Annotated in this window: 18 protein-coding genes; 10 read left to right on the plus strand and 8 right to left on the minus strand. The window is 73.2% G+C overall.

Annotation, left to right across the window (positions count from 1 at the left end):
• Positions 1-43: 43 nt before the first annotated feature.
• Positions 44-1,135: a DUF2637 domain-containing protein gene (locus tag O3W51_RS13115; RefSeq protein ID WP_164295219.1), complete on the plus strand. Its 1,092-nt coding sequence runs from the start codon at positions 44-46 to the stop codon at positions 1,133-1,135.
• Between the two features lie 23 nt (positions 1,136-1,158).
• Here O3W51_RS13115 and O3W51_RS13120 read toward each other — a convergent pair whose 3' ends face one another.
• Positions 1,159-1,602, minus strand: a complete 444-nt coding sequence (locus tag O3W51_RS13120; protein ID WP_138358050.1) for an ATP-binding protein — start codon at positions 1,600-1,602, stop codon at positions 1,159-1,161.
• Positions 1,603-1,824: 222 nt separating this feature from the next.
• Here O3W51_RS13120 and O3W51_RS13125 point away from each other — a divergent pair, with 222 nt between their 5' ends.
• Positions 1,825-4,932, plus strand: a complete 3,108-nt coding sequence (locus O3W51_RS13125; protein ID WP_269285844.1) for an alpha-mannosidase — start codon at positions 1,825-1,827, stop codon at positions 4,930-4,932.
• 36 nt (positions 4,933-4,968) lie between these two features.
• Here O3W51_RS13125 and O3W51_RS13130 read toward each other — a convergent pair whose 3' ends face one another.
• Both O3W51_RS13130 and O3W51_RS13135 read right to left on the minus strand, forming a co-directional pair.
• Positions 4,969-6,711 (minus strand): pyruvate dehydrogenase, encoded by a 1,743-nt coding sequence (locus O3W51_RS13130; RefSeq protein WP_198357942.1) that lies wholly within the window; start codon positions 6,709-6,711, stop codon positions 4,969-4,971.
• Between the two features lie 87 nt (positions 6,712-6,798).
• Complete coding sequence (locus tag O3W51_RS13135) at positions 6,799-8,313, minus strand: protein phosphatase 2C domain-containing protein (protein ID WP_198357943.1); 1,515 nt, start codon at positions 8,311-8,313, stop codon at positions 6,799-6,801.
• 241 nt (positions 8,314-8,554) lie between these two features.
• On the opposite strand from O3W51_RS13135, the gene O3W51_RS13140 reads away from it, so the two are divergent.
• The 3 genes from O3W51_RS13140 to O3W51_RS13150 all read left to right on the plus strand — a co-directional run bounded on the left by O3W51_RS13140 (position 8,555) and on the right by O3W51_RS13150 (position 10,578).
• Positions 8,555-9,538, plus strand: coding sequence for a helix-turn-helix transcriptional regulator (locus O3W51_RS13140; protein WP_138358042.1), 984 nt, complete (start codon positions 8,555-8,557; stop codon positions 9,536-9,538).
• A gap of 54 nt (positions 9,539-9,592) precedes the next feature.
• Positions 9,593-10,075 (plus strand): DUF456 domain-containing protein, encoded by a 483-nt coding sequence (locus tag O3W51_RS13145; protein WP_269285846.1) that lies wholly within the window; start codon positions 9,593-9,595, stop codon positions 10,073-10,075.
• 89 nt (positions 10,076-10,164) lie between these two features.
• A complete protein-coding gene (locus O3W51_RS13150) occupies positions 10,165-10,578 on the plus strand; it encodes a PPOX class F420-dependent oxidoreductase (protein WP_138358038.1) in 414 nt (137 codons plus the stop codon).
• Here the strand turns inward: O3W51_RS13150 and O3W51_RS13155 are convergent.
• Both O3W51_RS13155 and O3W51_RS13160 read right to left on the minus strand, forming a co-directional pair.
• Positions 10,561-11,094 (minus strand): methylated-DNA--[protein]-cysteine S-methyltransferase, encoded by a 534-nt coding sequence (locus O3W51_RS13155; protein ID WP_138358036.1) that lies wholly within the window; start codon positions 11,092-11,094, stop codon positions 10,561-10,563. The genes O3W51_RS13150 and O3W51_RS13155 overlap by 18 nt on opposite strands.
• Positions 11,091-12,494 (minus strand): bifunctional transcriptional activator/DNA repair enzyme AdaA, encoded by a 1,404-nt coding sequence (locus O3W51_RS13160; RefSeq protein ID WP_198357945.1) that lies wholly within the window; start codon positions 12,492-12,494, stop codon positions 11,091-11,093. The genes O3W51_RS13155 and O3W51_RS13160 overlap by 4 nt, the downstream gene beginning before the upstream one ends.
• Before the next feature lie 157 nt (positions 12,495-12,651).
• On the opposite strand from O3W51_RS13160, the gene O3W51_RS13165 reads away from it, so the two are divergent.
• The gene (locus O3W51_RS13165; RefSeq protein ID WP_138354343.1) at positions 12,652-13,698 is read left to right on the plus strand and encodes a LacI family DNA-binding transcriptional regulator; all 1,047 of its coding nucleotides are present in this window, start codon (positions 12,652-12,654) and stop codon (positions 13,696-13,698) included.
• Between the two features lie 170 nt (positions 13,699-13,868).
• Entirely contained in the window at positions 13,869-13,997 is a 129-nt protein-coding gene (locus O3W51_RS13170; RefSeq protein ID WP_269276532.1) for a hypothetical protein, read from the plus strand.
• 87 nt (positions 13,998-14,084) lie between these two features.
• Here the strand turns inward: O3W51_RS13170 and rsgA are convergent, their stop codons facing one another.
• The gene (gene rsgA / locus O3W51_RS13175) at positions 14,085-15,191 is read right to left on the minus strand and encodes a ribosome small subunit-dependent GTPase A (protein WP_232485436.1); all 1,107 of its coding nucleotides are present in this window, start codon (positions 15,189-15,191) and stop codon (positions 14,085-14,087) included.
• 292 nt (positions 15,192-15,483) lie between these two features.
• On the opposite strand from rsgA, the gene O3W51_RS13180 reads away from it, so the two are divergent.
• Positions 15,484-15,900: a VOC family protein gene (locus O3W51_RS13180; protein ID WP_138354342.1), complete on the plus strand. Its 417-nt coding sequence runs from the start codon at positions 15,484-15,486 to the stop codon at positions 15,898-15,900.
• On the opposite strand, the gene O3W51_RS13185 is transcribed toward O3W51_RS13180, so the two are convergent.
• Positions 15,819-16,613, minus strand: a complete 795-nt coding sequence (locus tag O3W51_RS13185) for a helix-turn-helix domain-containing protein (protein ID WP_138354341.1) — start codon at positions 16,611-16,613, stop codon at positions 15,819-15,821. The two genes, O3W51_RS13180 and O3W51_RS13185, sit on opposite strands and share 82 nt — an antisense overlap.
• A 4-nt stretch (positions 16,614-16,617) precedes the next feature.
• The gene (locus O3W51_RS13190) at positions 16,618-17,772 is read right to left on the minus strand and encodes a YihY/virulence factor BrkB family protein (protein ID WP_138354340.1); all 1,155 of its coding nucleotides are present in this window, start codon (positions 17,770-17,772) and stop codon (positions 16,618-16,620) included.
• 122 nt (positions 17,773-17,894) lie between these two features.
• Between O3W51_RS13190 and O3W51_RS13195 the strand changes: the two genes are divergently transcribed.
• Positions 17,895-19,532: an acyl-CoA dehydrogenase family protein gene (locus tag O3W51_RS13195; RefSeq protein ID WP_138354339.1), complete on the plus strand. Its 1,638-nt coding sequence runs from the start codon at positions 17,895-17,897 to the stop codon at positions 19,530-19,532.
• A 539-nt stretch (positions 19,533-20,071) separates the two neighbouring features.
• Positions 20,072-21,361: a GAF domain-containing protein gene (locus tag O3W51_RS13200; protein WP_381586102.1), complete on the plus strand. Its 1,290-nt coding sequence runs from the start codon at positions 20,072-20,074 to the stop codon at positions 21,359-21,361.
• The last annotated feature ends 367 nt before the right edge of the window (positions 21,362-21,728 follow it).

Consider the following 21,728-nt stretch of genomic DNA (forward strand, 5'->3'; position numbering starts at 1 on the left):
TCCCGCGGCCCGAGCGCGACGGAAGCGACGCTAGGAATCGCACATGAGACTTACCGACATATCGCTGGACTGGACGCTCTCGGGGGCCGTGGGCCTGGCGGTCCTCGCGGCCTCGGCGGTCGCGCTCCGCAACCGCCGTGCGCGCGGCGGCGACGAGAACGTACCCGGCAGCGATTCATGGGAGCGCAGCGAGGAACGCCGGCGCCGCAAGGAAGCGGTCTACGGAAGCGCGTCGTACGTCCTGCTCTTCTGCTGTGCGGCGGTCGCCGCGGCGCTCTCCTTCCACGGACTGGTCGGCTTCGGCCGGCAGAACCTGAACCTCGACGGCGGCTGGGAGTACCTGGTCCCGTTCGGCCTCGACGGCGCGGCGATGTTCTGCTCGGTGCTCGCGGTGCGCGAGGCCAGCCACGGCGACGCGGCGCTCGGCTCCCGGATGCTGGTGTGGATGTTCGCGGGCGCCGCGGCCTGGTTCAACTGGGTGCACGCGCCACGCGGTATCGAGCACGCCGGCGCTCCGCAGTTCTTCGCCGGGATGTCCCTGTCGGCGGCGGTGCTGTTCGACCGGGCGCTCAAGCAGACCCGCCGGGCCGCGCTGCGCGAACAGGGCCTGGTGCCGCGTCCGCTGCCGCAGATCAGGATGGTCCGCTGGATGCGCGCCCCGCTGGAGACCTACGGCGCCTGGTCGCTGATGCTGCTGGAGAACGTGCGCTCGCTCGACGAGGCGGTGGAGGAGGTCCGCGAGGACCGCAAGCAGAAGGCAGTGAACGACGTCCGCCGCCGCGACCACGACCGGCTGGAGCGGGCCCGGGTCAGGGCGCTCAACCGCCAGCACCGCGGCTGGAGCCGGGACCGGGGCGACCGTCGCCCGGAACTGCCCGGCGGAGGCGCGGGCGGCGGAGGTCAGGGCGGCACCACGGAGCCCGTCATAACCGCCGGGACGGCCGAACTGCCGGTGCGCCCGCGTCCCCCCTTCCAGCCGGAGCGCTCGGAGCGGTCCGAACTGCCGGCGGCGTCACCGGTGCCGGCGGAAGCGCCGCTCACCGTCGACCTCACGGCCGAGGACGACACGCTGACGATCCCCCGGCTGGATTCACTGGAGCGCAAACTCCAGGACCTGGAACGGCAGTTCGGCTGATCCTCGGGCGACACATCGTCATGTCAGGCGGTGTCGACGGCCAGCTCGAACCAGACGATCTTCCCGGTGCCCAGTGAGCGCACACCCCAGGAATCGGCGAGCGCCTGCACGAGCAGCAGCCCGCGGCCCGACGTGGCGTTCTCGCCCGGTGTGTGCAGCCGGGGGCGCCTGGCCGCGTGGTCGTGCACCTCGACGCGCAGCCGGTGCACCGGCCCGCCGGAGAGCGTCGCGGTGAGCACCGCTCCCTCGTCCGTGTGCTGGAGCGCGTTGGTGACCAGTTCGCTGGCCAGCAGTTCGGCGATGTCGACCAGTCCCGGCACACCCCAGTGCCGCAGCTGCTCGCGCAGCAGCCTGCGCGCCTCGGCTATCGCCGAGAGATCCGCGTGGCGCAGGGCGTGCCGCAGTTCCCGCACCTCGACGGTGCCTCGTGGTCCGTGGCCGCATTCTTCCTTCGGCTGACGCTCCATCGCTCCGCTCCGGCCGCCGCCCTCATCCCCGTCGAACATCCTGTCGGGATGCATGCCCACCGCAGGGCCATCCAGTCATGGGCCCGGGTTCCGCCGGGGGCACGGCAGTGCTGCCCACCACCGGCCGGACGGACCCTTGTTGCGGACGCGGGGGGAACGGGTAACCCCTCGCATGAGCCGATTCCGCCGGGGGGTGACCCCCGAACCCCCTCAGGAGCCGCGATGCACGACGACCGGCAGTTGGTCGAAGGACGTCTGGACCGGGCGGTCACCCAGTTCATCAGGCCCGCCCAGTACGCCGCCCGGGTGCCGCTGACCCTGTCCGTGTGGCAGGTGGCGGGTGAACCGGTCCCGGTGGAACAGGCGCTGCAGGGGGTCTTCGAACCCTTCGCGCCCGGCACCGAATGGGGCACTCCGTGGTCGACCAGCTGGTTCCGGCTGGAGGGCGCCGTGCCGCAGAACTGGGTCGGGCAGCGCGTCGAGGTGGTCATCGACCCCGGGTTCACCGGCGAGGGACCGGGGTTCCAGGCCGAGGGACTGGTCCACGACGCGGCGGGGGTGCCGGTGAAGGGCATCCATCCGATGAACCGCCATGTCCCGGTGACCGCTTCGGCGCTGGGCGGCGAGCCGGTGCACCTGCTGCTGGAGGCGGCCGCCAACCCGGCCGTGCTGCACGGCTTCGCCCCCACCCTGCTCGGCGACGTGCTGACCGCCGGGGACCGGCCGCTGTACCGTTTCGCCTCCGCCGACCTGGCGGTCCTCGACGAGCAGGTCTGGCATCTGCTGCTGGACATCGAGGTGCTCTCCGAGCTGATGGGCGAGCTGGCCCCGCACGAACCGCGCCGGCACGAGATCCTGCGGGCGCTGGAGAACATGCTGGACGCCCTGGACCTGCACGATGTGCGCGGCACCGCGCCCGCCGCCCGTGCCGAACTGGTCGAGGCGCTGTCCCGGCCCGCGCACGCCAGCGCCCACCGGATCTCCGCCGCCGGGCACGCCCATATCGACTCGGCCTGGCTGTGGCCGCTGCGCGAGACCGTCCGCAAGGCGTCCCGGACGTTCGCCAACGTCACCGCGCTCGCCCAGGAGTACCCCGAGCTGGTCTTCGCCTGCTCGCAGGCCCAGCAGTACGCCTGGGTCAAGGAGCACCAGCCGCACATCTGGCAGCGCATCCAGCGGGCCGTGCGCGACGGGTCCTGGGCGCCCGTCGGGTCGATGTGGGTCGAGCCGGACGCCAACATGCCCGGCGGCGAGGCGCTGGCCCGCCAGCTCGTGCACGGCAAGCGGTTCTTCCTCGACGAGCTGGGAGTGGAGACCGAGGAGGTCTGGCTGCCGGACTCGTTCGGCTACACCGCCGCCTTCCCGCAGCTGGCGGAGCTGGCCGGGGTCCGCTGGTTCCTCACCCAGAAGCTGTCGTGGAACCAGTCCAACAAGATGCCGCACCACACGTTCTGGTGGGAAGGCATCGACGGAACGCGGGTGTTCACCCACTTCCCACCCGTCGACACCTACAACTCGCACTTCGCAGGCCACGAACTCGCCCGCGCGGTACGGAACTTCGCCGAGAAGGGCCGCGCCACCCGTTCCCTGGTGCCGTTCGGCTGGGGTGACGGCGGCGGCGGCCCGACCCGGGAGATGATGGAGAAGGCCCGCAGGCTGCGGTCGCTGGAGGGCTCACCGCGGGTCGACATCGAGAAACCGGCCGCCTTCTTCGCGGCGGCGGAACGCGAGTACGCCCGCGAGGCGCCGGTCTGGTCCGGCGAGATGTACCTGGAGCTGCACCGGGCCACGTACACCACCCAGGCGAAGACCAAGCAGGGCAACCGGCGCAGTGAACACCTGCTGCGGGAGGCCGAGCTCTGGGCCACCACCGCGGCGCTGCGCGACCCGTCGTACGGCTATCCGTACGACGATCTGGACCGGATCTGGAAGACGGTGCTGCTGCACCAGTTCCACGACATCCTGCCGGGCAGCTCGATCGCCTGGGTGCACCGCGAGGCCCGCGACACCTACGAGCGGGTGCGCGAGGAGCTGACGGGGATCACCACCGCCGCCGTCCGGTCGCTGGGCGGTGGCGCCCCCGCCGTCCTCAACGCCGCACCGTACGGCCGGGACGAGGTGGTCGAGGCCGACGCCGCCGGGCTGCCGGACGGCATCGGCGCCCAGCGGCTGGCGGACGGCCGGGCGGCGGTCGCCGTCCGGGTGCCCGCGCTCGGCTCCGCGCCGCTGGCCGGTACCGACCCCGGGCACACCCCGGTCACGGTCACCGTCAGCGGTGGCACGCACGTCCTCGACAACGGCCTGCTGCGGGTCGTCGTCGACGCGGACGGGCTGCTGGCCTCCGTCGTCGATCTGCGGGCCGGCGGACGCGAGGTGCTGGCGCCCGGCACCCGCGGCAACCTGCTGCAGCTGCATCCCGACCACCCCAACAAGTGGGACGCCTGGGACATCGACCGGCACTACCGCCGGCGGCGCACCGATCTGACGGCCGCCGAGTCGGTCGCGGCGACCGCCACCGGCCCGCTGCTCGCGGTGGTGCGCACCGTACGGGCCTTCGGATCGTCCCGGGTACGCCAGGACCTCCGGCTGCGCGCCGGCAGCTCGCGGCTGGACTTCGTCACCGAGGTGGACTGGCACGAGTCCGAGAAGGTGCTCAAGGCGGCCTTCCCGGTCGATGTGCACGCCGACCGCAGCGCGTCCGAGATCCAGTTCGGCCATGTCTTCCGCCCGACGCACACCAACACCAGCTGGGACGCGGCGCGTTTCGAGATCTGCGCGCACCGCTGGCTGCGGGTCGCCGAGCCCGGCTACGGCGTCGCGGTGCTCAACGACTCGACGTACGGCCATGACGTGACCCGCACCGTGCACGCGGGACGTACCGGAACCACCGTCCGGCTGACCCTGCTGCGCGCTCCGCACAGCCCCGACCCGGAGACCGGCCAGGGCACGCACCGCTTCACCTACGCGCTGCTGCCGGGCGCCGGGACCGGCGACGCGGTGGCCGAGGGGCTGGCGCTGAATCTGCCGCTGCGGATCGCCGGGGCGCCGGCGGTGCCGTCACTGGTGTCCGCCGATCACCCGTCGATCACCGTCGAGGCGGTGAAACTCGCCGACGACCGCTCGGGCGATGTGGTGGTGCGGCTCTACGAGTCGCGCGGCGGCCGGGTGGCCGGCACCCTCTCGACGGCGTTCCCGGTCGCCGACGCGACGGTGACGGATCTGCTGGAGCGTCCACTGCGGGCCGCGGAGCGGGCCGGGGACGGCGGCGTCGCGCTGGAGCTGCGCCCGTTCCAGATCCTGACGCTGCGGCTCCGGCCCGCGCGTTCCTGAGCAACCACCGCCAGGGGCCGGGGTCAAGGGCCGGGGTCAGGGCCGCGGCACGTTGCGCAGGTTGGAGCGCGCCATCTGCAGCATCCTGCCGACCCCGCCGTCGAGCACCGTCCTGCTCATCGACAGCGCGAAGCCGCCGATCTGCTCACCCGTGATCTTCGGCGGGATGGACAGCGCGTTCGGGTCGGTGACCACGTCCACCAGTGCCGGCCCCTTGTGCCGGAACGCGCCGCGCAGCGCGTCCCGCAGCTCCTTCGGCTTCTCCACCCGGACCCCGTAGGCCCCGCACGCCCGCGCGACCGCCGCGAAGTCCGGGTTGTGGTTGGCCGTTCCGGACGCCGGCAGACCCGCCACCAGCATCTCCAGCTCGACCATGCCGAGCGAGGAGTTGTTGAACAGCACGATCTTCACCGGCAGTTCGTGCTGTACCAGGGTCAGGAAGTCACCCATCAGCATCGAGAAACCGCCGTCGCCGGACATCGCGACGACCTGGCGGCTGCGGTCCAGGAACTGGGCGCCGATCGCCTGCGGCATCGCGTTGGCCATCGAGCCGTGGGTGAACGAGCCGATCACCCGGCGCTTGCCGTTCGGGGTGAGGTAGCGGGCGGCCCAGACGTTGCACATGCCGGTGTCGACGGTGAAGACCGCGTCGTCCGCGGCCTCCTCGTCCAGGACCGAGGCCACGTACTCGGGGTGGATCGGGACGTGCTTCCCGACCTTGCGGGTGTACGCCTTGACGACGCCTTCCAGGGCGTCGCTGTGCTTCTTCAGCATCCGGTCGAGGAACTTGCGCTGCGTCTTGGCCCGCACTTTGGGCGTCAGACAGCTCAGCGTCTCGCGCACATCGCCCCACACCGCCAGATCCAGCTTGGAACGGCGGCCGAGGTGCTCCGGGCGGACGTCCACCTGCACGATCTTCACGTCGTCGGGCAGGAAGGCGTTGTACGGGAAGTCCGTGCCGAGCAGGATCAGCAGGTCGCACTCGTGCATCGCCTCGTACGCGGCTCCGTAGCCGAGCAGTCCGCTCATGCCCACGTCGTACGGGTTGTCGAACTGGATCCACTCCTTTCCGCGCAGGGCATGGCCGACCGGCGCCTTCACCCGCTCGGCGAAAGCCATCACCTCGTCGTGCGCGCCGGCCGTGCCGCTGCCGCAGAACAGCGTCACCTTGTCCGCGGCGTCCACCATCCGGGCGAGCGCGTCGAGCTCGGCGTCACCGGGCCGGACCGAGGGCCGGCGGGTGACGAGGGCGTGCTCGATGCTGCGCTGCGGGGCCGGCTGCGCCGCGATGTCACCGGGGAGGCTGATGACGGAGACGCCACCGCGGCCGATCGCGTGCTGGATCGCGGTCTGCAGCACCCGGGGCATCTGCTGCGGGTTGGAGATCAGCTCGCTGTAGTGGCTGCATTCCTTGAACATCTGGTCCGGGTGGGTCTCCTGGAAGTAACCGGTGCCGATCTCGCTGCTGGGGATCTGCGCGGCCAGCGCCAGCACCGGGGCCATCGAGCGGTGCGCGTCGAACAGGCCGTTGAGCAGATGGGCGTTGCCGGGGCCGCAGGAACCGGCGCAGGCCGTCAGCTTCCCGGAGATCTGGGCCTCCGCGCCCGCGGCGAAGGCCGCCACCTCCTCGTGGCGCACATGCACCCATTCGATGGCCGCGTTGCGCCGGATCGCGTCGACGACGGGGTTGAGGCTGTCGCCGACGACGCCGTACATCCGCTCCACCCCGGCTCGCACCAGGACGTCGACGAACTGCTCGGCCACGGTCTGCTTCGCCATCGGGCGCACCAATCGCTCGTCGCGGGGACTTCGCTCCATCTCCCCACGACGAGGACGGGTCCGCCACTCAGGCGCGCGCGGTCGCGTTCAGGCGTCCCAGACGCCGACGGCGGTGCGGTCGTCGGCGTAGCCCTTGACGCGGGTCTGCGCCTCGGCCAGGAACGCGGTGAGGCCCGGCGGGCGGCCGCTGCCCCACTGGTGGGCCAGCCGGGCGGCGAGGGCCGGCTCGCCGCGCAGCGGTTCGGCGAGGCCACCACTGCACAGCAGCAGCGCGTCGCCGGGATGCGCGACCGAGGCCCGGAAGCGGAAGCGCTCGCCGGGCTCCGCGTCCTTGCCGACCGGGTCCAGGTCCTGCCAGCTGCCGTCGCGGATCCGGAACAGCCCGCCGTCCCCGACGCCGAAGAACAGCCGGATGCGGCAGGACGGGTCCACCGGCAGCAGCAGGCAGCGCAGCGAGGCCGTGTACTGGCCCTCCTCCAACCCGAGGTCCTCGCCCCGGGCGCGCAGCCGCCCGTAGCAGCGGTCGGTGAGCCGGTGCAGCCCGGACTTGAGCGAGCCGCGGCGGGCGGCGCGGATGTCCTCGGACAGCCGCAGCTGGCTCCGGCCGACCGCGCCGGCGATCCACCGGCAGGCGTCCTGCGCGGCCCGGGGCGCGTCATCGGCGGCCCGCGCGCCACTGGCGACCGCCAGCAGCAGGAGGCCGTCGTCGCCGGTGCCGAAGCGCGCCGTCAGCAGCGCGTCCCGCCGGGGCTGGCCCCGGTACCGCGCGGAATCCCCGCGTACGGAGGCGGTCCGCAGCGTCAGGACGCCGTACTGCGCCCCGTCCAGCACCGTGTCGGGTACGAGGCTGTCGAGCTCGTCCGGGTGCGCCACCGGCCAGGCGGTCGGCTCCGCCGCGTACGTCGGAGGGCCGTCGCCCACGAACGGGGGCGCCGCCTCGGCGGCCGGCTCCGCCGCCGCCCATCCGGGCGGCAGGTCCGGCGCCGGGCCGGGATCAGGATCGCTCCACGTCACCGGGCCTTCGCCGAAGGCGGTCGGCGCCGGTGCCTCGTAGGGCGGCTGGTACGCCTGCCGCGGTTCCTCGTAGGGCTGCTGATACGCCTGCTGCGGTGTCTCCCGCGGCCCCCACGCCTCGCCCGCGGTGGGGATCACCCCGCCGCGCGGCGGCCGGTCCGCCGGAGCCGGCTGCGGAGCCGCCTGCTGGGACGGGACGGTGGGCGATGGCGGTGCGGGCGCCGCGGGCGGTGTCTGCGGCGGTGCGGCCTGGGCGGCCGTCCGGCCGGTCCGGCGGAGCCGGAGGGTGTCCGGCGGTCCGGGGTCGTCGTGCTCGGGCGCATCCTGGTCGTACGGGCTCCGGTCGTACGGGCCCTGTGCGTACGGATCCCGGGCGGGCGGCACCCGGTCGGCGGGCGGTTCGTCCCGAACAGGTGGATCGTCCCGGACCGCCGGTTCGTCCGGGGCGCCCACGGCGGACAGGGCCGAGGCGTAGTGGTCGTCGACCGTTTCGGCCGACTCCTGTGGATCGCCCGGTTCCGGGCTCCCGTACAACTGGCGCCACCACTCGTCCTCTTGACGAGGGTGCGTCTCCCCCTGCTGGCTCATGCCCTTATTGTCCACCGCGAAAGGCCTTCGGAAACGGTGGACGGCATACCTGACGCGGGTCCGTCGGCCGGCCCTCCCCCCACGGTGGGGTCGGCCGACGGCGCTCGAGCGAAACGACCCAAGTCGTGCCAAGTCATGCCCGCATCGCCGCCACACTGGCAGAACAGGGGGGTGAGCAGGGAAGATGTCCGCGGCGGGAAACCGCCGTGGCTCATTCCCGCCACCTTGGGGAGGGGGCGCCGTGCTCGGTGCCATAGGACTCGACGACGTCCAGGAGTCCGCTTACCGCGCGTTGATCGGTCTCGGTGCCGCCGAGATATCCGACCTCGCGCAGCGCCTCGGCACGTCCGAGGAGGATGCGGCTCGCACACTGCGACGGCTGGAGGGACACGGACTGGTGGCCCAGTCCTCGGCCCGGCCGGGCCGCTGGGTCGCCGCGCCACCGGGCGTCGCGCTCGCCGCGCTGCTCACCCAGCAGCGGTATGAACTCGAACAGGCGGAACTCGCGGCGGCCGTGCTCGCCTCGGAGTTCCGGGCCGAGGCCACCGAACCCGCCGTCCACGACCTGCTGGAAGTGGTGACCGGCGCGAACGCCGTCGCCCAGCGCTTCCTGCAACTGCAGCTCGGCGCGGAGAAGGAGGTCTGCGCCCTGGTCACCGGCACCCCCGTCGCCGTGACCGGCATGGACAACAGCGCCGAGGAGCAGGCCGCCGAGCGCGGTGTCGCCTACCGCGTGGTGATCGAACGCGAGATCCTCACCAGCGCGAACGGCATCACCGAGCTCTCCGCCGCGATGAACCGCAGCGAGCAGGTACGGGTGATCGACCGGGTCCCGACGAAGCTGGTGGTGGCCGACGCGTCGCTCGCCATGGTGCCGCTGACCCGCCGCACCGGACAGCCCGCCGCGCTGGTCGTGCACGCCAGCGGTCTGCTCGAATCCCTGATGGGGCTCTTCGAGGGGGTGTGGCGCACCTCGATGCCGCTGCGGCTGAACGGCCTCGGCGTCGACGAGGTGCCGCTGGACGCGCCCGACTTCGTCGATCTGCAGATCCTCTCGCTGCTCCTCGCCGGGCTCACCGACGCCAGCGTCGCCAAGCAGCTCGACCTCGGGCTGCGCACCGTGCAGCGCCGGGTGAAGCACCTCATGGAGATCGCCGGGGTCACCACCCGGCTCCAGCTCGGCTGGCACGCCTACGAACGCGGCTGGGTCGCCCGGCACGGGTGACCACCCGGCCGATATCCGGGGGCGGGCGCGGCGACTATCCGGCAGGGTGAGTCCATGGGGACACCACAGCTGTGCCTGATCGGCGTCCTGATGCTGCTCGGGCTGCTCGGCGTACTGGTCCCCGGTGTGCCCGGATCGCTGCTGTGCTGGGGCGCCGTCCTGTGGTGGGCGACCAATCTGCACACCACGCTGACCTGGGGGGTCCTCGCCGCCGCCACCGGTCTGCTGGCGCTCAACCAGGTGGTCCAGTGGCTGCTGCCGGCCCGCCGCATCCGCGATTCCCAACTCACCTGGCGCAATGTCTTCGCCGCCGGTTCCACCGCCATCGTCGGGTTCTTCGTCCTCCCGGTGATCGGCGCGCCCATCGGCTTCGTGGCGTACATCTACGCCGTGGAACGCGTCCGGCTCGGGTCGCACGGCGGCGCCTGGACCGCCACCCGCACCGCCATGCGCGCCATCGGCCGCTCCGTCCTCGCCGAGCTCTTCGCCTGCCTCCTGGTGGCGGGCGCGTGGCTCGGCGCCGTCGTCTTCGGCTGACAGCCGGGACCGGCGCCCGGTGCCCTGGGCCCAGCGGCCTAGGTCCAAGAGCCGATGCCCCGGCGTCACCCCGGTGTGAGGCTGGCCGTATGACGATTTTCAGTGCGGGCGAGCGGGCGTATCTGGACGGGCAGAAGCTGGGCCGGCTGGCGACGGTGGACGGGAAGGGGCAGCCGCAGGCGAACGCGGTGGGGTTCGTGGTGCGGGACGACGGCTCGATCGACATCGGCGGGTATGCGATGGGGACGACGAAGAAGTGGCGGAACATCGCGGGGAATCCGCTGGTGTCGCTGATCGTCGACGACATCGTCAGCCGGCATCCGTGGGCGGTGCGCGGCATCGAGATCCGGGGGGACGCGGAGCAGCTGACCGGGGCGCACGATCTGGGGGCCTACCTCAGCCCGGAGGTGATCCGGATCCGGCCGCGCCGGGTGATCACCTGGGGCATCGAGGGCGAGGAGCCCGGGATGCACGGGCGGACGGTGTCAGAGGACGCCCTCTAGCGTGAGCAGGGTCCGCTTGCGCTCCAGTCCGCCGGAGTAGCCGGTGAGGCTGCCGTCCGCGCCGATCACCCGGTGGCAGGGGCGGACGACGAGCAGCGGGTTGGCGCCGACCGCGCCGCCGATGGCACGTACCGCGCCGGGCGATCCGGCGGCTTCGGCGAGCCCGCGATAGCTGACGGTCGCGCCGTACGGAACGGTGTCGAGGGCGTTCCACACCCGGAGCCGGAAGTCGGAGCCGGCGGGGGCGAGCGGGAGCTCGAACGTCCGGCGCTCGCCCGCGAAGTACTCCTTGAGCTGGCGCTCGGCCGCGGCGAACGCGGTGGGCTCACGGCGCCAGCCGGGCAGGACGGTGGCGCCGCCCCGCTGGCCGGGGACCGAGAGCGAGGTGAGGGCGGTGCCGTCACCGGTGAGGAGCAGCTCCCCGAGGGGGCTGTCGACGGTGGTGTAGAGGGTCACCGGGCCGGCCGCGGGGGTCGCGGAGCTCACGGGCGTTGCGGGGCTTACGGGGCTGGTCATGCGGTTGTCATCTCCAGTCGGGGTCGGGCGCGGTGGCCCGCGGCCCAGAGGTGGTGCAGGGCGTAGCTCCGCCACGGGCGCCACGCGTCGCTGAGCGGTGGTTCGTTGGGCAGTGCGACGTCGGGGTCGCCGAGGGCGCGGAGCCGGATGTATCCGGCCGTCCGGGCGTCGACGCCCGGCAGGGCCAGCAGCGCGCGGCCCGCCTCGTCGCGGTCGGTGCCCGGGTCGAGGCGCAGGGTGCCGGCGGCGAGCGCGCCGGTCAGCGGGCGCAGGGCGGGGTCGTCGATGCGGGCGGGTTCCGGGAAGAGGTGGGTGAGGCCACCGTCGGGGGCGGGGAGCGGATCGCCGCAGGCCGTGACGAGCGCGCCTGCGGCGGCCGGGTCGGCGAGTACGGCGCGCACGGCGAGCTCGTCGGGGTCGGCGGCGCCCGGTGAACGCAGCCCCGGCCGGGCGGCGATCAGCGGCCCGAGCAGCGGGTCACCGCTCAGCGAGTCCGCGACGGCGTACGGGTCGGCGTCCAGGTCGAACAGCCGGCGTACCCGCTGGACGGCGGTGGTCAGGTCCCGCAGGTCGGCGAGGCGGAGCCGGCAGTCGAGCCAGCCGGCCCGGCGGCGCTCGTCCACCTCGGCCACGCCGGGGCCGTGCGGCAGCCGCAGGGTCCGCCGGTAGGTGCGCCGGCCGGGCGGCCCGGTGATCTCCTCGATCCCCGGCACCAGCTCCGTGTGCAGGAAGTCGAAGACCCCCTGCGCGTCGTAAGGGCCCCGGTAGGCGAGCCGCAGGGGCACCCCGGAGGCCGAGCCGGGCTCCGCCGCCCGCCCGGTGGTGGCGGTGCCGGTGCCGGCCCGCGCGGCGGCGCGCAGTTCGCTCGGGGTGCGGGCGTAGATCTCGCGGATGGTGTCGTTGAACTGGCGGACGCTGGCGAAACCGGCCGCGAACGCCGTGTCGGTGACGGACAGGGTGGTGGTCTGGAGCAGGACCCGTGCGGCCAGGGCGCGCTGCGCGCGGGCCAGTGCCACCGGGCCCGCGCCGACCTCGGCGGTGAGCTGGCGGTGGACCTGGCGGGAGCTGTAGCCGAGCCGGTCGGCCAGGCCCGCCACGCCCTCTCGGTCGACCACGCCGTCGCCGATCAGCCGCATGGCGCGGCCCACGACGTCGGCGCGGACGTTCCACTCCGGCGAGCCGGGCACCGCGTCCGGGCGGCAGCGCCGGCAGGCGCGGAAGCCACCGCTCTGGGCGGCGGCGGCCGTGGGGTAGTAGCGCACGTTCCGCTGCTTGGGCGTCACCGCCGGGCAGCTGGGACGGCAGTAGATGCCGGTCGTCGCGACCGCGAAGAAGAAGACGCCGTCGAAACGGGCATCGCGGCCGCGTACCGCCGCATATCCGGTCTCTTCGTCAATCATGTTCCCCAGTCTGCGGCATCGGGCGGCCCTTCACTGGCGGAAATCGGACACGGAGATCAGCGGGGGATCAGCGATACGCGGCAACCTATGAGAGCGCTCTCCCGAGGCTGGACCAGGGAGATACCCTGTCCGCATCCAGCTCGCAGAGGAGCGTGCAGTGTCCGAGCAGACCTTCCCGTCCCGTCCCACCCTGGAGGCCGTCGCCGAACGGGCCGGGGTGTCACGGGCCACCGCGTCACGTGTGGTCAACGGTGGTGCGGGGGTGCGCGCGCCGCTGGCCGACCGGGTGCGGCAGGCGGTCGACGAGCTGGGCTACGTACCGAACCAGGCGGCCAGGACACTGGTCACCCGCCGCAACGACGCGGTGGCCGTCGTGGTCGCGGAACCCGAGACCCGGTTCTTCTCCGACCCGTTCTTCGCCCAGCAGGTGCGCGGCATCAGCAAGGAGCTGACCGCGCACGACAACCAGCTGGTGCTGCTCCTGGTCGAGGGCACCGCCGACTACGACCGGGTCGGCCGCTATCTCGCGGGCGGCCATGTCGACGGTGCGCTGATCTTCTCGCTGCACGCGCACGACCCGCTGCCCGAGCTCGCCCGCAAGGCGGGCATCCCCACCGTCTTCGGTGGGCGGCCCGGCTGGGCGGAGACCGACCGGGACCGCAACGCGCTCTACGTGGACTGTGACAACCGGGGCGGGGCGCGGACGGCCGTACGCCATCTGACGGGGCTCGGCCGCCGCCGGATCGCCCACATCAGCGGGCCGCTCGACCAGACCGCGTCCGTCGACCGGCTCGACGGTTTCCGCGACATCCTGCCGGACGCCGATCCGGCGCTGATCGCCGAGGGCGACTTCACCCCCGACGGCGGCGAGCGCGCGATGGCCGAGCTGCTGGACCGCTGCCCGGACCTGGACGGGGTCTTCGCCGCCTCCGACCTGATGGCCTCGGGGGCACTGCGGGTGCTGCGGGAGCGCGGGCGGAGCGTGCCGGGCGATGTCGCGCTGGTCGGCTTCGACGACATGGTCCAGGTCGCGCAGTTGACCGATCCCCCGCTGACGACGGTCCGTCAGGACATCGAGGAGATGGGCCGGCTGATGGCCCGGCTGCTGCTGCGCAGCCTCGACCCGCGGCGCGACGCCCCCGGTGCCCTGCCGCTGTCCTCCGTGGTCACCCCCACCCACCTGGTCAGACGGCGCTCGGCCTGACGCGGTGGGCGCGGGTGGTCCGGCCGTGGTTCCCGGGGGTGGGATCCGGCCGTCGAAGTACTGGTTCCTGTTGGGACGGTTGGGAACGGAAGGCAACGGGAAGGTCACGGAACGACAGCGATTGTGAAGGTGCGGTGACGGTACGCACCCCCGCCAACAGGAGGACGCTCATGGTCTACACGATCATCCTCGGCATTGTGATCGTGGCCCTCGGGATCGCGAGCGTCGTGGCCACGTTCTGGAGCGAGGGAAGCCCGATCGCGATCCGGCGCCGTCATCGTCACAACGGCGCCGGCTGAACCCGCGCTCACCGCAGCCTCGTTGAAGGACATGGCGGGTCCGTCACCGGACCCGCCACCGGACCCGTCTCAGGCCTGCGTGCGGTCTCAGGCCTGCCTGCGGTGGCCGCCGCCACCACCGCGCTTCGCCTCGTACATCGCCCGCCCCGCCGCCGACTTCATCTTCCAGTCACGGCGCATCTCGGCGCGCAGCCGCTGGTCGGTGCGGGAGGCGATCCAGGCGTTCTCGCGCAGCAGTTTGCGGTAGCTCTCCAGCCTGCGGTGCGGCAGCGTGCCGTCCTCCAGGGCGGCGAGCACCGCGCAGCCGGGCTCCGCGACATGCGAGCAGTCGTGGAAGCGGCAGTCGGCGGAGAGCGCCTCGATCTCCGAGAAGACCTGTGAGAGCCCGGACTCGGCGTCCCACAGCCCGACCCCCCGCAGCCCGGGGGTGTCGATGAGCACCCCGCCGGTCGGCAGCGGCAGCAGATCCCGCGTGGTGGTGGTGTGCCGCCCCTTGCCGTCGGCGTCACGGATGGCCTGGACCTCCTGGATCTCCTGGCCCAGCAGGGCGTTGGTCAGGGTGGACTTGCCCGCGCCGGACTGGCCGAGGAGCACGGAGGTGCTGCCGGCCAGCACCGCGGAGAGCACATCGATGCCCTCACCGGTGCTGGCGCTCACCACGAGCACCTGGACGCCGGGCGCCGTGCTCTCGGCGTCGGCGAGCAGATGCGTCGTGTCGGCCACGAGGTCCGCCTTGGTCAGGACGACGAGCGGCTGCGCGCCGCTCTCCCAGGCCAGGGACAGGAACCGTTCCAGCCGGCCCAGGTCGAGTTCGGCGGCCAGCGACACGGCGATCACGGCGTAGTCGATGTTGGCCGCCAGCACCTGTCCCTCGGAACGGCTGGACGAGGTCGAGCGGACGAAGGCCGTGCGCCGCGGCAGCAGCGCGCGCACCGCGGGACCGGTCGGCGCGTCCGGGTCGACGGCCACCCAGTCGCCGGTGCAGGCCAGCTTCATGGGATCGGAGGAGGAGTTGACGAAGGTGGTGTCCGCGCGCAGCGTGCCGTCAGGGGTGACGACGTCGCAGAGCCCGCGGTCGACCCGCACGATCCGGCCCGGCAACAGGCCCTGGGCGGCGTACGGGGTGAATTCGGTGTCGAGAATGGAGTCCCAGCCGAACGTGGTGAACGGGAGGGAAGCAGATCCGTTGGTCAACGGAATGCCCTTCGAAAGGGCGGCCCCGGAGCTGAGGGTCTGGGAGAGGTCAGCCGGCGACCGCGGAGATAAGGATGCTGTGCGACGGGATGAGGGCAGCGCCCTGCGCAATGACAGTCATCGAAAAACACCTCCGCGTATGTGTGCCGGCCGCGGTCTTCCACCGCTGCGGTCCTGAGGACCGTACGACAGGGCCCGAAGCGCTGTCCACCGATTTATCGCGACGTGGCGAAGCGGTTCGATGTCCGATTCGTTCAAGACCCCGGGCCCGCGGCGCACCTACCGTGGCGGCATGACTCCTCGATTCGCGTTCATCGGTCTGCTCGCCTCCGACATGGCCGCGTCGCTCGCCTTCTACCGCCGGCTCGGCCTGGACATCCCGGCGGAGGCCGACACCCAGCCGCACGTCGAAGCGGCGCTTCCCGGCGGTCCGCTCCTCGTCTGGGACACCGAGGAGGTCGTACGGTCCTTCACCCCGGACTGGCAGGCCCCGCCGCAGGGCAGCGGCCGGGCCGGGCTGGCCTTCACCTGCGACGGCCCGGCGGCGGTCGACAAGGTCTACGCCGACCTCACGGGCGCGGGCCACACCGCGCACCTCGCACCGTTCGACGCCCCGTGGGGCCAGCGTTACGCCACCGTCCTGGACGCCGACGGCAACCACGTCGACCTGCTGGCGGCGCTGCCGGCCGAGCCGGGCCCTGCTGCTTGACCGACTTGACCGACGAGCTCGCCGAGCGGTACTCCGGCCAGCGCTTTCACCTCGCGCGCGAGATGGGCCTGGTCGGCGTACCGCGCCGCCACCGCGACCTCGGCGAACGGGGTGCCGCGCCGGGCCAGTTCCAGCGCCCGTTGCAGCCGCAGGACCCGCGCGAGCGTCTTCGGGCCGTAGCCGAACGCCGCCAGGCTGCGCCGGTACAGCTGCCGTTCGCCCAGCCCGGCGGCTTCCGCCGCGGCGGCCACGCTCCCGCCGGAGGCCAGCCGGGACGCCGTCGCGGCCAGCAGCGGATCCGCGGCTCCGGGCCCGCGCCGGGCGCCGGTCCCGGGTACGGACCCGGTCACCGCGTCCTCGAGCGCGCTCCCCGGATCGGCCGCGTCCCCGATCCGCTCGGCGATCCGCCGCGCGGTGCCGCCGGGCCAGACCGCGGCCAGCGGCACCCGCAGATCACGCAGTTCGTACGCCGGAACGCCCAGCACCCCCGGCCCCTGCCCGGGCGCGAACCGCAGCCCGGCGAAGCGCGCGCCCGCGGGGGTCTGCGCCACATGGGCGCGGGTGTCGGGGCCGGTGACGATCAGTTCCCCGTCGCACCAGATCACGTCCATGCAGCCGTCGGGCAGCACCCGGTAGGGCCCGCCCTCCCCGGCCCCGACGGTCCGGGTCCAGAGCACCGCGCCCGCGACCCGGGACAGCCTCTCCTGGTACACAGCTCTATTCTGCGCCGCGCCGGTCGCGGCGGCGAAGGCGTGCGCGGACGTCCGACGGCGGCAGGAAGCGCGTCCAGCGTTCGGGGAACTCGGCGGGCGGGGGGTCGTCCGGGCCGAGATCCGCGTCGTCGTCGAAGTCGTCGTCGCGGCCGTCCTCCGCGGCACGCCGCCTGGCGGCGTCGGCGACCACCCGGACCGCGGCCGCCTCCAGGGCGCGGGCGTTCTCGGCACGGGCGGCGGCGGTGGCGAGCGACGGCCAGATACGGTCCACGGCCGCGTTGACGGCGGCGCCGACGAGCACCGCGAAGGCGGAGATGCCGATCCACAGGAGCACCGCGACGGGCGCGGCCAGCGAACCGTAGATCGTCGGGCCCTCGACGGTGTTCGTGAGGTAGATGCGCAGCAGGAAACTGCCGAGGACCCACATCATCAGCGCGATGAGCGCGCCCGGCACGTCCTCGTACCAGGGCGACCGCACGGGCACCGACACGTGGTAGAGCGTGGTGAGGAAGGCGATCGACACCAGCAGGACGACCGGCCAGTAGAGGATGTGGATGGTGCCCTGGCTGCGCGGCAGCACCGAGACGAACGCGTCAGGGCCGGCGACCATCAGCGGCAGCACCAACGCGCCGACGACGAGCGCGACGATGTACAGCAGCAGGGCGAGCAGCCGGGTCTTGACGATCCCGCGGTGCCCTTCCAGGCCGTACATGATCGTGATGGTGTCGACGAAGACGTTGACGGCGCGGGAGCCCGACCAGAGCGCGATCACGAAGCCGAGCGAGATGAGATCGGGCCGCCGCCCGTGGAAGACGCTGTCCACCAGTGGCCGGACCAGCTGGTTCACGCCCTTGTCCGACAGCACCGTCGCGGACGCGGTGAGGATGTTCTCGCGCAGGTGCGCGATCGTGTCGGTGCGGATGACGGTGTCCACGTAGCCGAGCGCGCCGACCAGGCCGAGCAGCAGCGGCGGGAGGGACAGCAGAACGAAGAACGCCGCCTCCGCGGCGAGCCCGGTGACCCGGTACTCGATGGAGGAGTTGACGGTGTCCTTCAGCAGCAGCCAGCCGACCTTGCGCTTCGACACATTCCGGTACAGAGCCCGGGCCCTGCCCCAGCGGCCGGGAGGCCGCCCTTTTCTTCCATCCGCTGCGTGCACCCGCCTACGGTATCCGCCCCGGGCGGGCCCGGTCCCACCCCCTGCCGGGCGCCAGGACCGGCCCGCCGGCGGCGGGTGCGGCGCCTTCCGTACGGCGCGCGCGGGCGCCTACGGTTGCTGCCATGAGCGCCCCCACGCACACCGTGACCAACCAGCCTCCGCCGCTGGTCGGATATGACGTCCACGCCTCCGACGCCGCGCTCGTCGAGGCCGTCGAACGCCATGCGGCCCCGGAGCGGCTGACGGAGATCCAGGACGAACTGGGTGAGCTGGGCCGGGCCGCGGGCTCGGCCCAGGCGCAGCGCTGGGGGGACGCGGCGAACAGCAGTCCGCCGGTGCTGCGCACCCATGACCGGTACGGCCACCGGATCGACGAGGTCGACTTCCATCCGTCCTGGCACCGGCTGCTGGGCCACGCGGTGTCGGCAGGGCTGACCGACGCCTGGTCCCGCCCCGACGGGCATCTGCGCCGCGCGGCCGGGTTCCTGGTGTGGTCGCAGGCCGAGGCCGGGCACGGCTGCCCGGTGTCGATGACGCACGCGGCGGTGCCGGCCCTGCGCGCCGATCCGGCGCTGGCCGCCGAATGGGAGCCGCGGCTCAGCTCCCGGATCTACGATCCGCTGCTCGCCCCGGCCGGTGCGAAACCCGGCGCGCTGTTCGGCATGGGGATGACGGAGAAGCAGGGCGGCTCCGACGTCCGGGCCAACACCACCCGCGCGGAACCACTCGCCGAGGACGGCACCTACGCGCTGACCGGCCACAAGTGGTTCTGCTCCGCGCCCATGTCGGACGGCTTCCTGGTGCTGGCCCAGGCCCCGGACGGGATCAGCTGCTTCCTCCTGCCGCGGGTGCTGCCCGACGGGACCCGGAACGTCTTCGCGATCCAGCGGCTGAAGGACAAGCTCGGCAACCGTTCCAACGCCTCGTCCGAGGTGGAATTCGACGGGACGTGGGCGCGCCGGGTCGGGGAGGAGGGCCGGGGGGTGGCGACCATCATCGAGATGGTCGCGGCGACCCGGCTGGACTGCGCTGTCGGTTCCGCGGCCATCATGCGGCAGGCGGTCGCCCAGGCGGTGCACCACGCCACCCACCGCGGCGCGTTCGGCGGTCCGCTGATCGACAAGCCGCTGATGCGCAACGTCCTGGCGGACCTGGCCCTGGAGTCGGAGGCCGCCACGACCACCGCGATGCGGCTCGCCGCCTCCTACGACACCGGCACGGAACAGGAGCGGCACTTCCGGCGGCTGGCGGTGGCCGTCACCAAGTACTGGGTGACGAAGCGCTGTCCGGCCGTCGCCGTGGAGGCGCTGGAGTGCCTGGGCGGCAACGGGTACGTGGAGGAGTCGGGGATGCCCAGACTGTTCCGCGAGTCCCCGCTGAACTCGGTCTGGGAGGGGTCGGGCAACGTCCAGGCGCTGGACGTGCTGCGGGTGCTGCGGCGCGACCCGATGGCCCTGAACGCGTTCCTCACCGAGATCGGCCTGGCCCGCGGCGCGGACCACCGGCTCGACGGTGCCATCAAGGGGCTGCTGACGGAACTCGCCGACCTGGACGGGGTGGAGGCCCGTGCCCGGCGCATCGTGGAACGGATGGCCCTGATCCTCCAGGGCTCCCTGCTCGTACGGTTCGCCCCGTCCGCCGTGGCCGACGCGTTCTGCGCCTCACGCCTCGGCGGCGACTGGGGAGCCACGTTCGGCACCCTTCCGCACACCCTCGACCTGGCCTCGATCGTGGACCGCGCCCGGCCGCTCACGGACTGAGCGGCGCTGTGTGCGGGGCGCTGGGCGACTGGGCTCTGGGGTGGCGCGGCGGCGGCTCTCACCCTCGGAGGGGGGCCTGGAAAGGTGAGCGGCCGCCACCGCGCCGGCAGAGGGTGGCGCCGCGCCGACTCGGCACCACCCCCGGTCCTGGTGCCCTCGATGCCCGAGGGCAGCCGTGCCGGAATCACGAGGTCGGCCGGGACGGCGAGCGACGCCGACAGCCCGTCCACACAGGCTACTTGGGAGCGTGAAGAAGGGGACCCGTCACGCAGGTATCCGGCGTCGGGAGCGCCACCGACGACCACCCGGGACGGTGTGGTCGACATGGCGGGATTCCCCCCTTGTGTGGCGCGTCGGACGGTGCAACGGATCTCCCAGGAGACCGGGTGCGGCATCGCCGCGTCACTGTCCGTCGGGCCCCCGCGCACCCGCAACAGTTGCAGCTCGTTGCAATGGATATGCCGGTTGCCGGGGCACCGCGGACGTAGCGGCGGCACCATGGGCAGCAGGACGTGAGAAGCAGTCAAACCGGGGGCAATGTGACAGACCCACCGATCGGTCTCGGCCGTCTCGGGGCCATGGGCGTCCGCGAGTCGGCGCGGTTGCTCGCCGGCGTGCACGAGGCCGCCCTGGCGGGTGACGCCCCGCCCGCGGCGCCCCGCACGGTGATCAGCGAGTCCTGGCTCCGGGTCAGGAACCACGGGGTGGATCCGGACATCGGCCGGCACGCCGGCCTGCTCTCCACGGAGGAGCTCGAACACCGCCGGCAGTCCTCGCCGCTGGGCGACGTCATGCCGCTGCTGCGCGAGGGACTGGTGACGGTCGCCGACGTCGCCTGGCACATCATGGTGGTCACGGACGGCGAGGGCCGGGTGCTGTGGCGGGACGGCAGCCTCGCGGTGCGCAGGAGTGCGGACCGGCTCGGTTTCGCCGAGGGCGCGTCCTGGGCCGAGGACGTGGTCGGCACCAACGCCATCGGCACCGCGCTGGTGACGCGCGCGCCCGTCCAGGTGCACTCCTCCGAGCACTTCGTACGCACCCACCACGCGTGGACCTGCGCCGCCGCGCCCCTGCACGATCCGCGGGACGGCCGGCTGCTCGGCGTCGTCGACATCAGCGGCCCCGCCGCCACCATCCACCCGGCCACCCTGTCCCTGGTGACCGCCGTGACCCGGGTCGCCGAGGGCGAACTCCGGCGGCGGCACTGGGCCTCCATCGAACGGCTGCGGGCGATCGCGGCACCGCTGCTGGCGCGGATGGCGGGGGCGGACGACCGGGCCGTTGCGGTCGACCGCAACGGCTGGACCGCCGCGGTCACCGGCATGGCGCCCCCCGACCGGGTGGCCCTGCCGGCCTCCGTACGGTCCGGCGAGATGTGGCTGCCGAGCCTGGGCAGGTGCACCCTGGAGCCACTGCCCGGCGGCTGGCTGATCCGGGTCGGCGCCGACCGTGACCCGGCGGCCCCCATGAGCCGGGTCGTCCTGGACGTCAGCCGGGCACGCGCCTGGACGGTGACGGTCTCGGGCGCGGCGGGCAGCTGGGCACAGCAGCTCAGCCCGCGCCATGCCGAGCTGCTCTTCGTGCTGGCGCTGCACCGGGGTGGGCGCAGCGCGGCAGAGCTGGCGCAGGACCTGTTCGGGGACGCGGGACGGACGGTGACGGTCCGCGCGGAGCTGTCGCGGCTGCGCCGCAACCTTGCGGGGGTGCTGGCGCATCGGCCCTATCGGTTCGCGGACGGGGTGGAGGTGGAGTTGGTGCGGCCGGAGCGGGGGGCCGATCTGCTGCCGCATTCGGTGGCGCCGGCGGTTCTGGCTGCGCGGCACGGCTGATCGGGTCGTTCGTGGGTCGGGGGCCGGGCCCTCCGGGGCGGGGCTTCGAAATCGACTCTTTACGGGCGTGGCCGCCCACAAATAGCTCGGCAGCATGTCGAAACCCCACCCCTGCGGACCCGTCCCCCTCACGTCACAGCCGGCCTGCGGGAGCGCGGGTCGCGGGGAACGCCCGGCTGAGCAGCGAGGCGGGCGCCGCCGCACCGACACACGCGCATCCGTCCTCCGCCCCTCACGTCCGCGGATGCCCACGCACGTGCATCCGTCCTCCGCCCCTCACGTCCGCGGATGCCCACGCACGCGCATCCCTCCCCCACCCCTCACCTCCGCGGGTGCCGACGCACGTGCATGCGTGACTGGTAAGGGC

The organism is Streptomyces sp. H39-C1, from assembly GCF_027158125.1.
Classification (GTDB): domain Bacteria; phylum Actinomycetota; class Actinomycetes; order Streptomycetales; family Streptomycetaceae; genus Actinacidiphila; species Actinacidiphila fildesensis.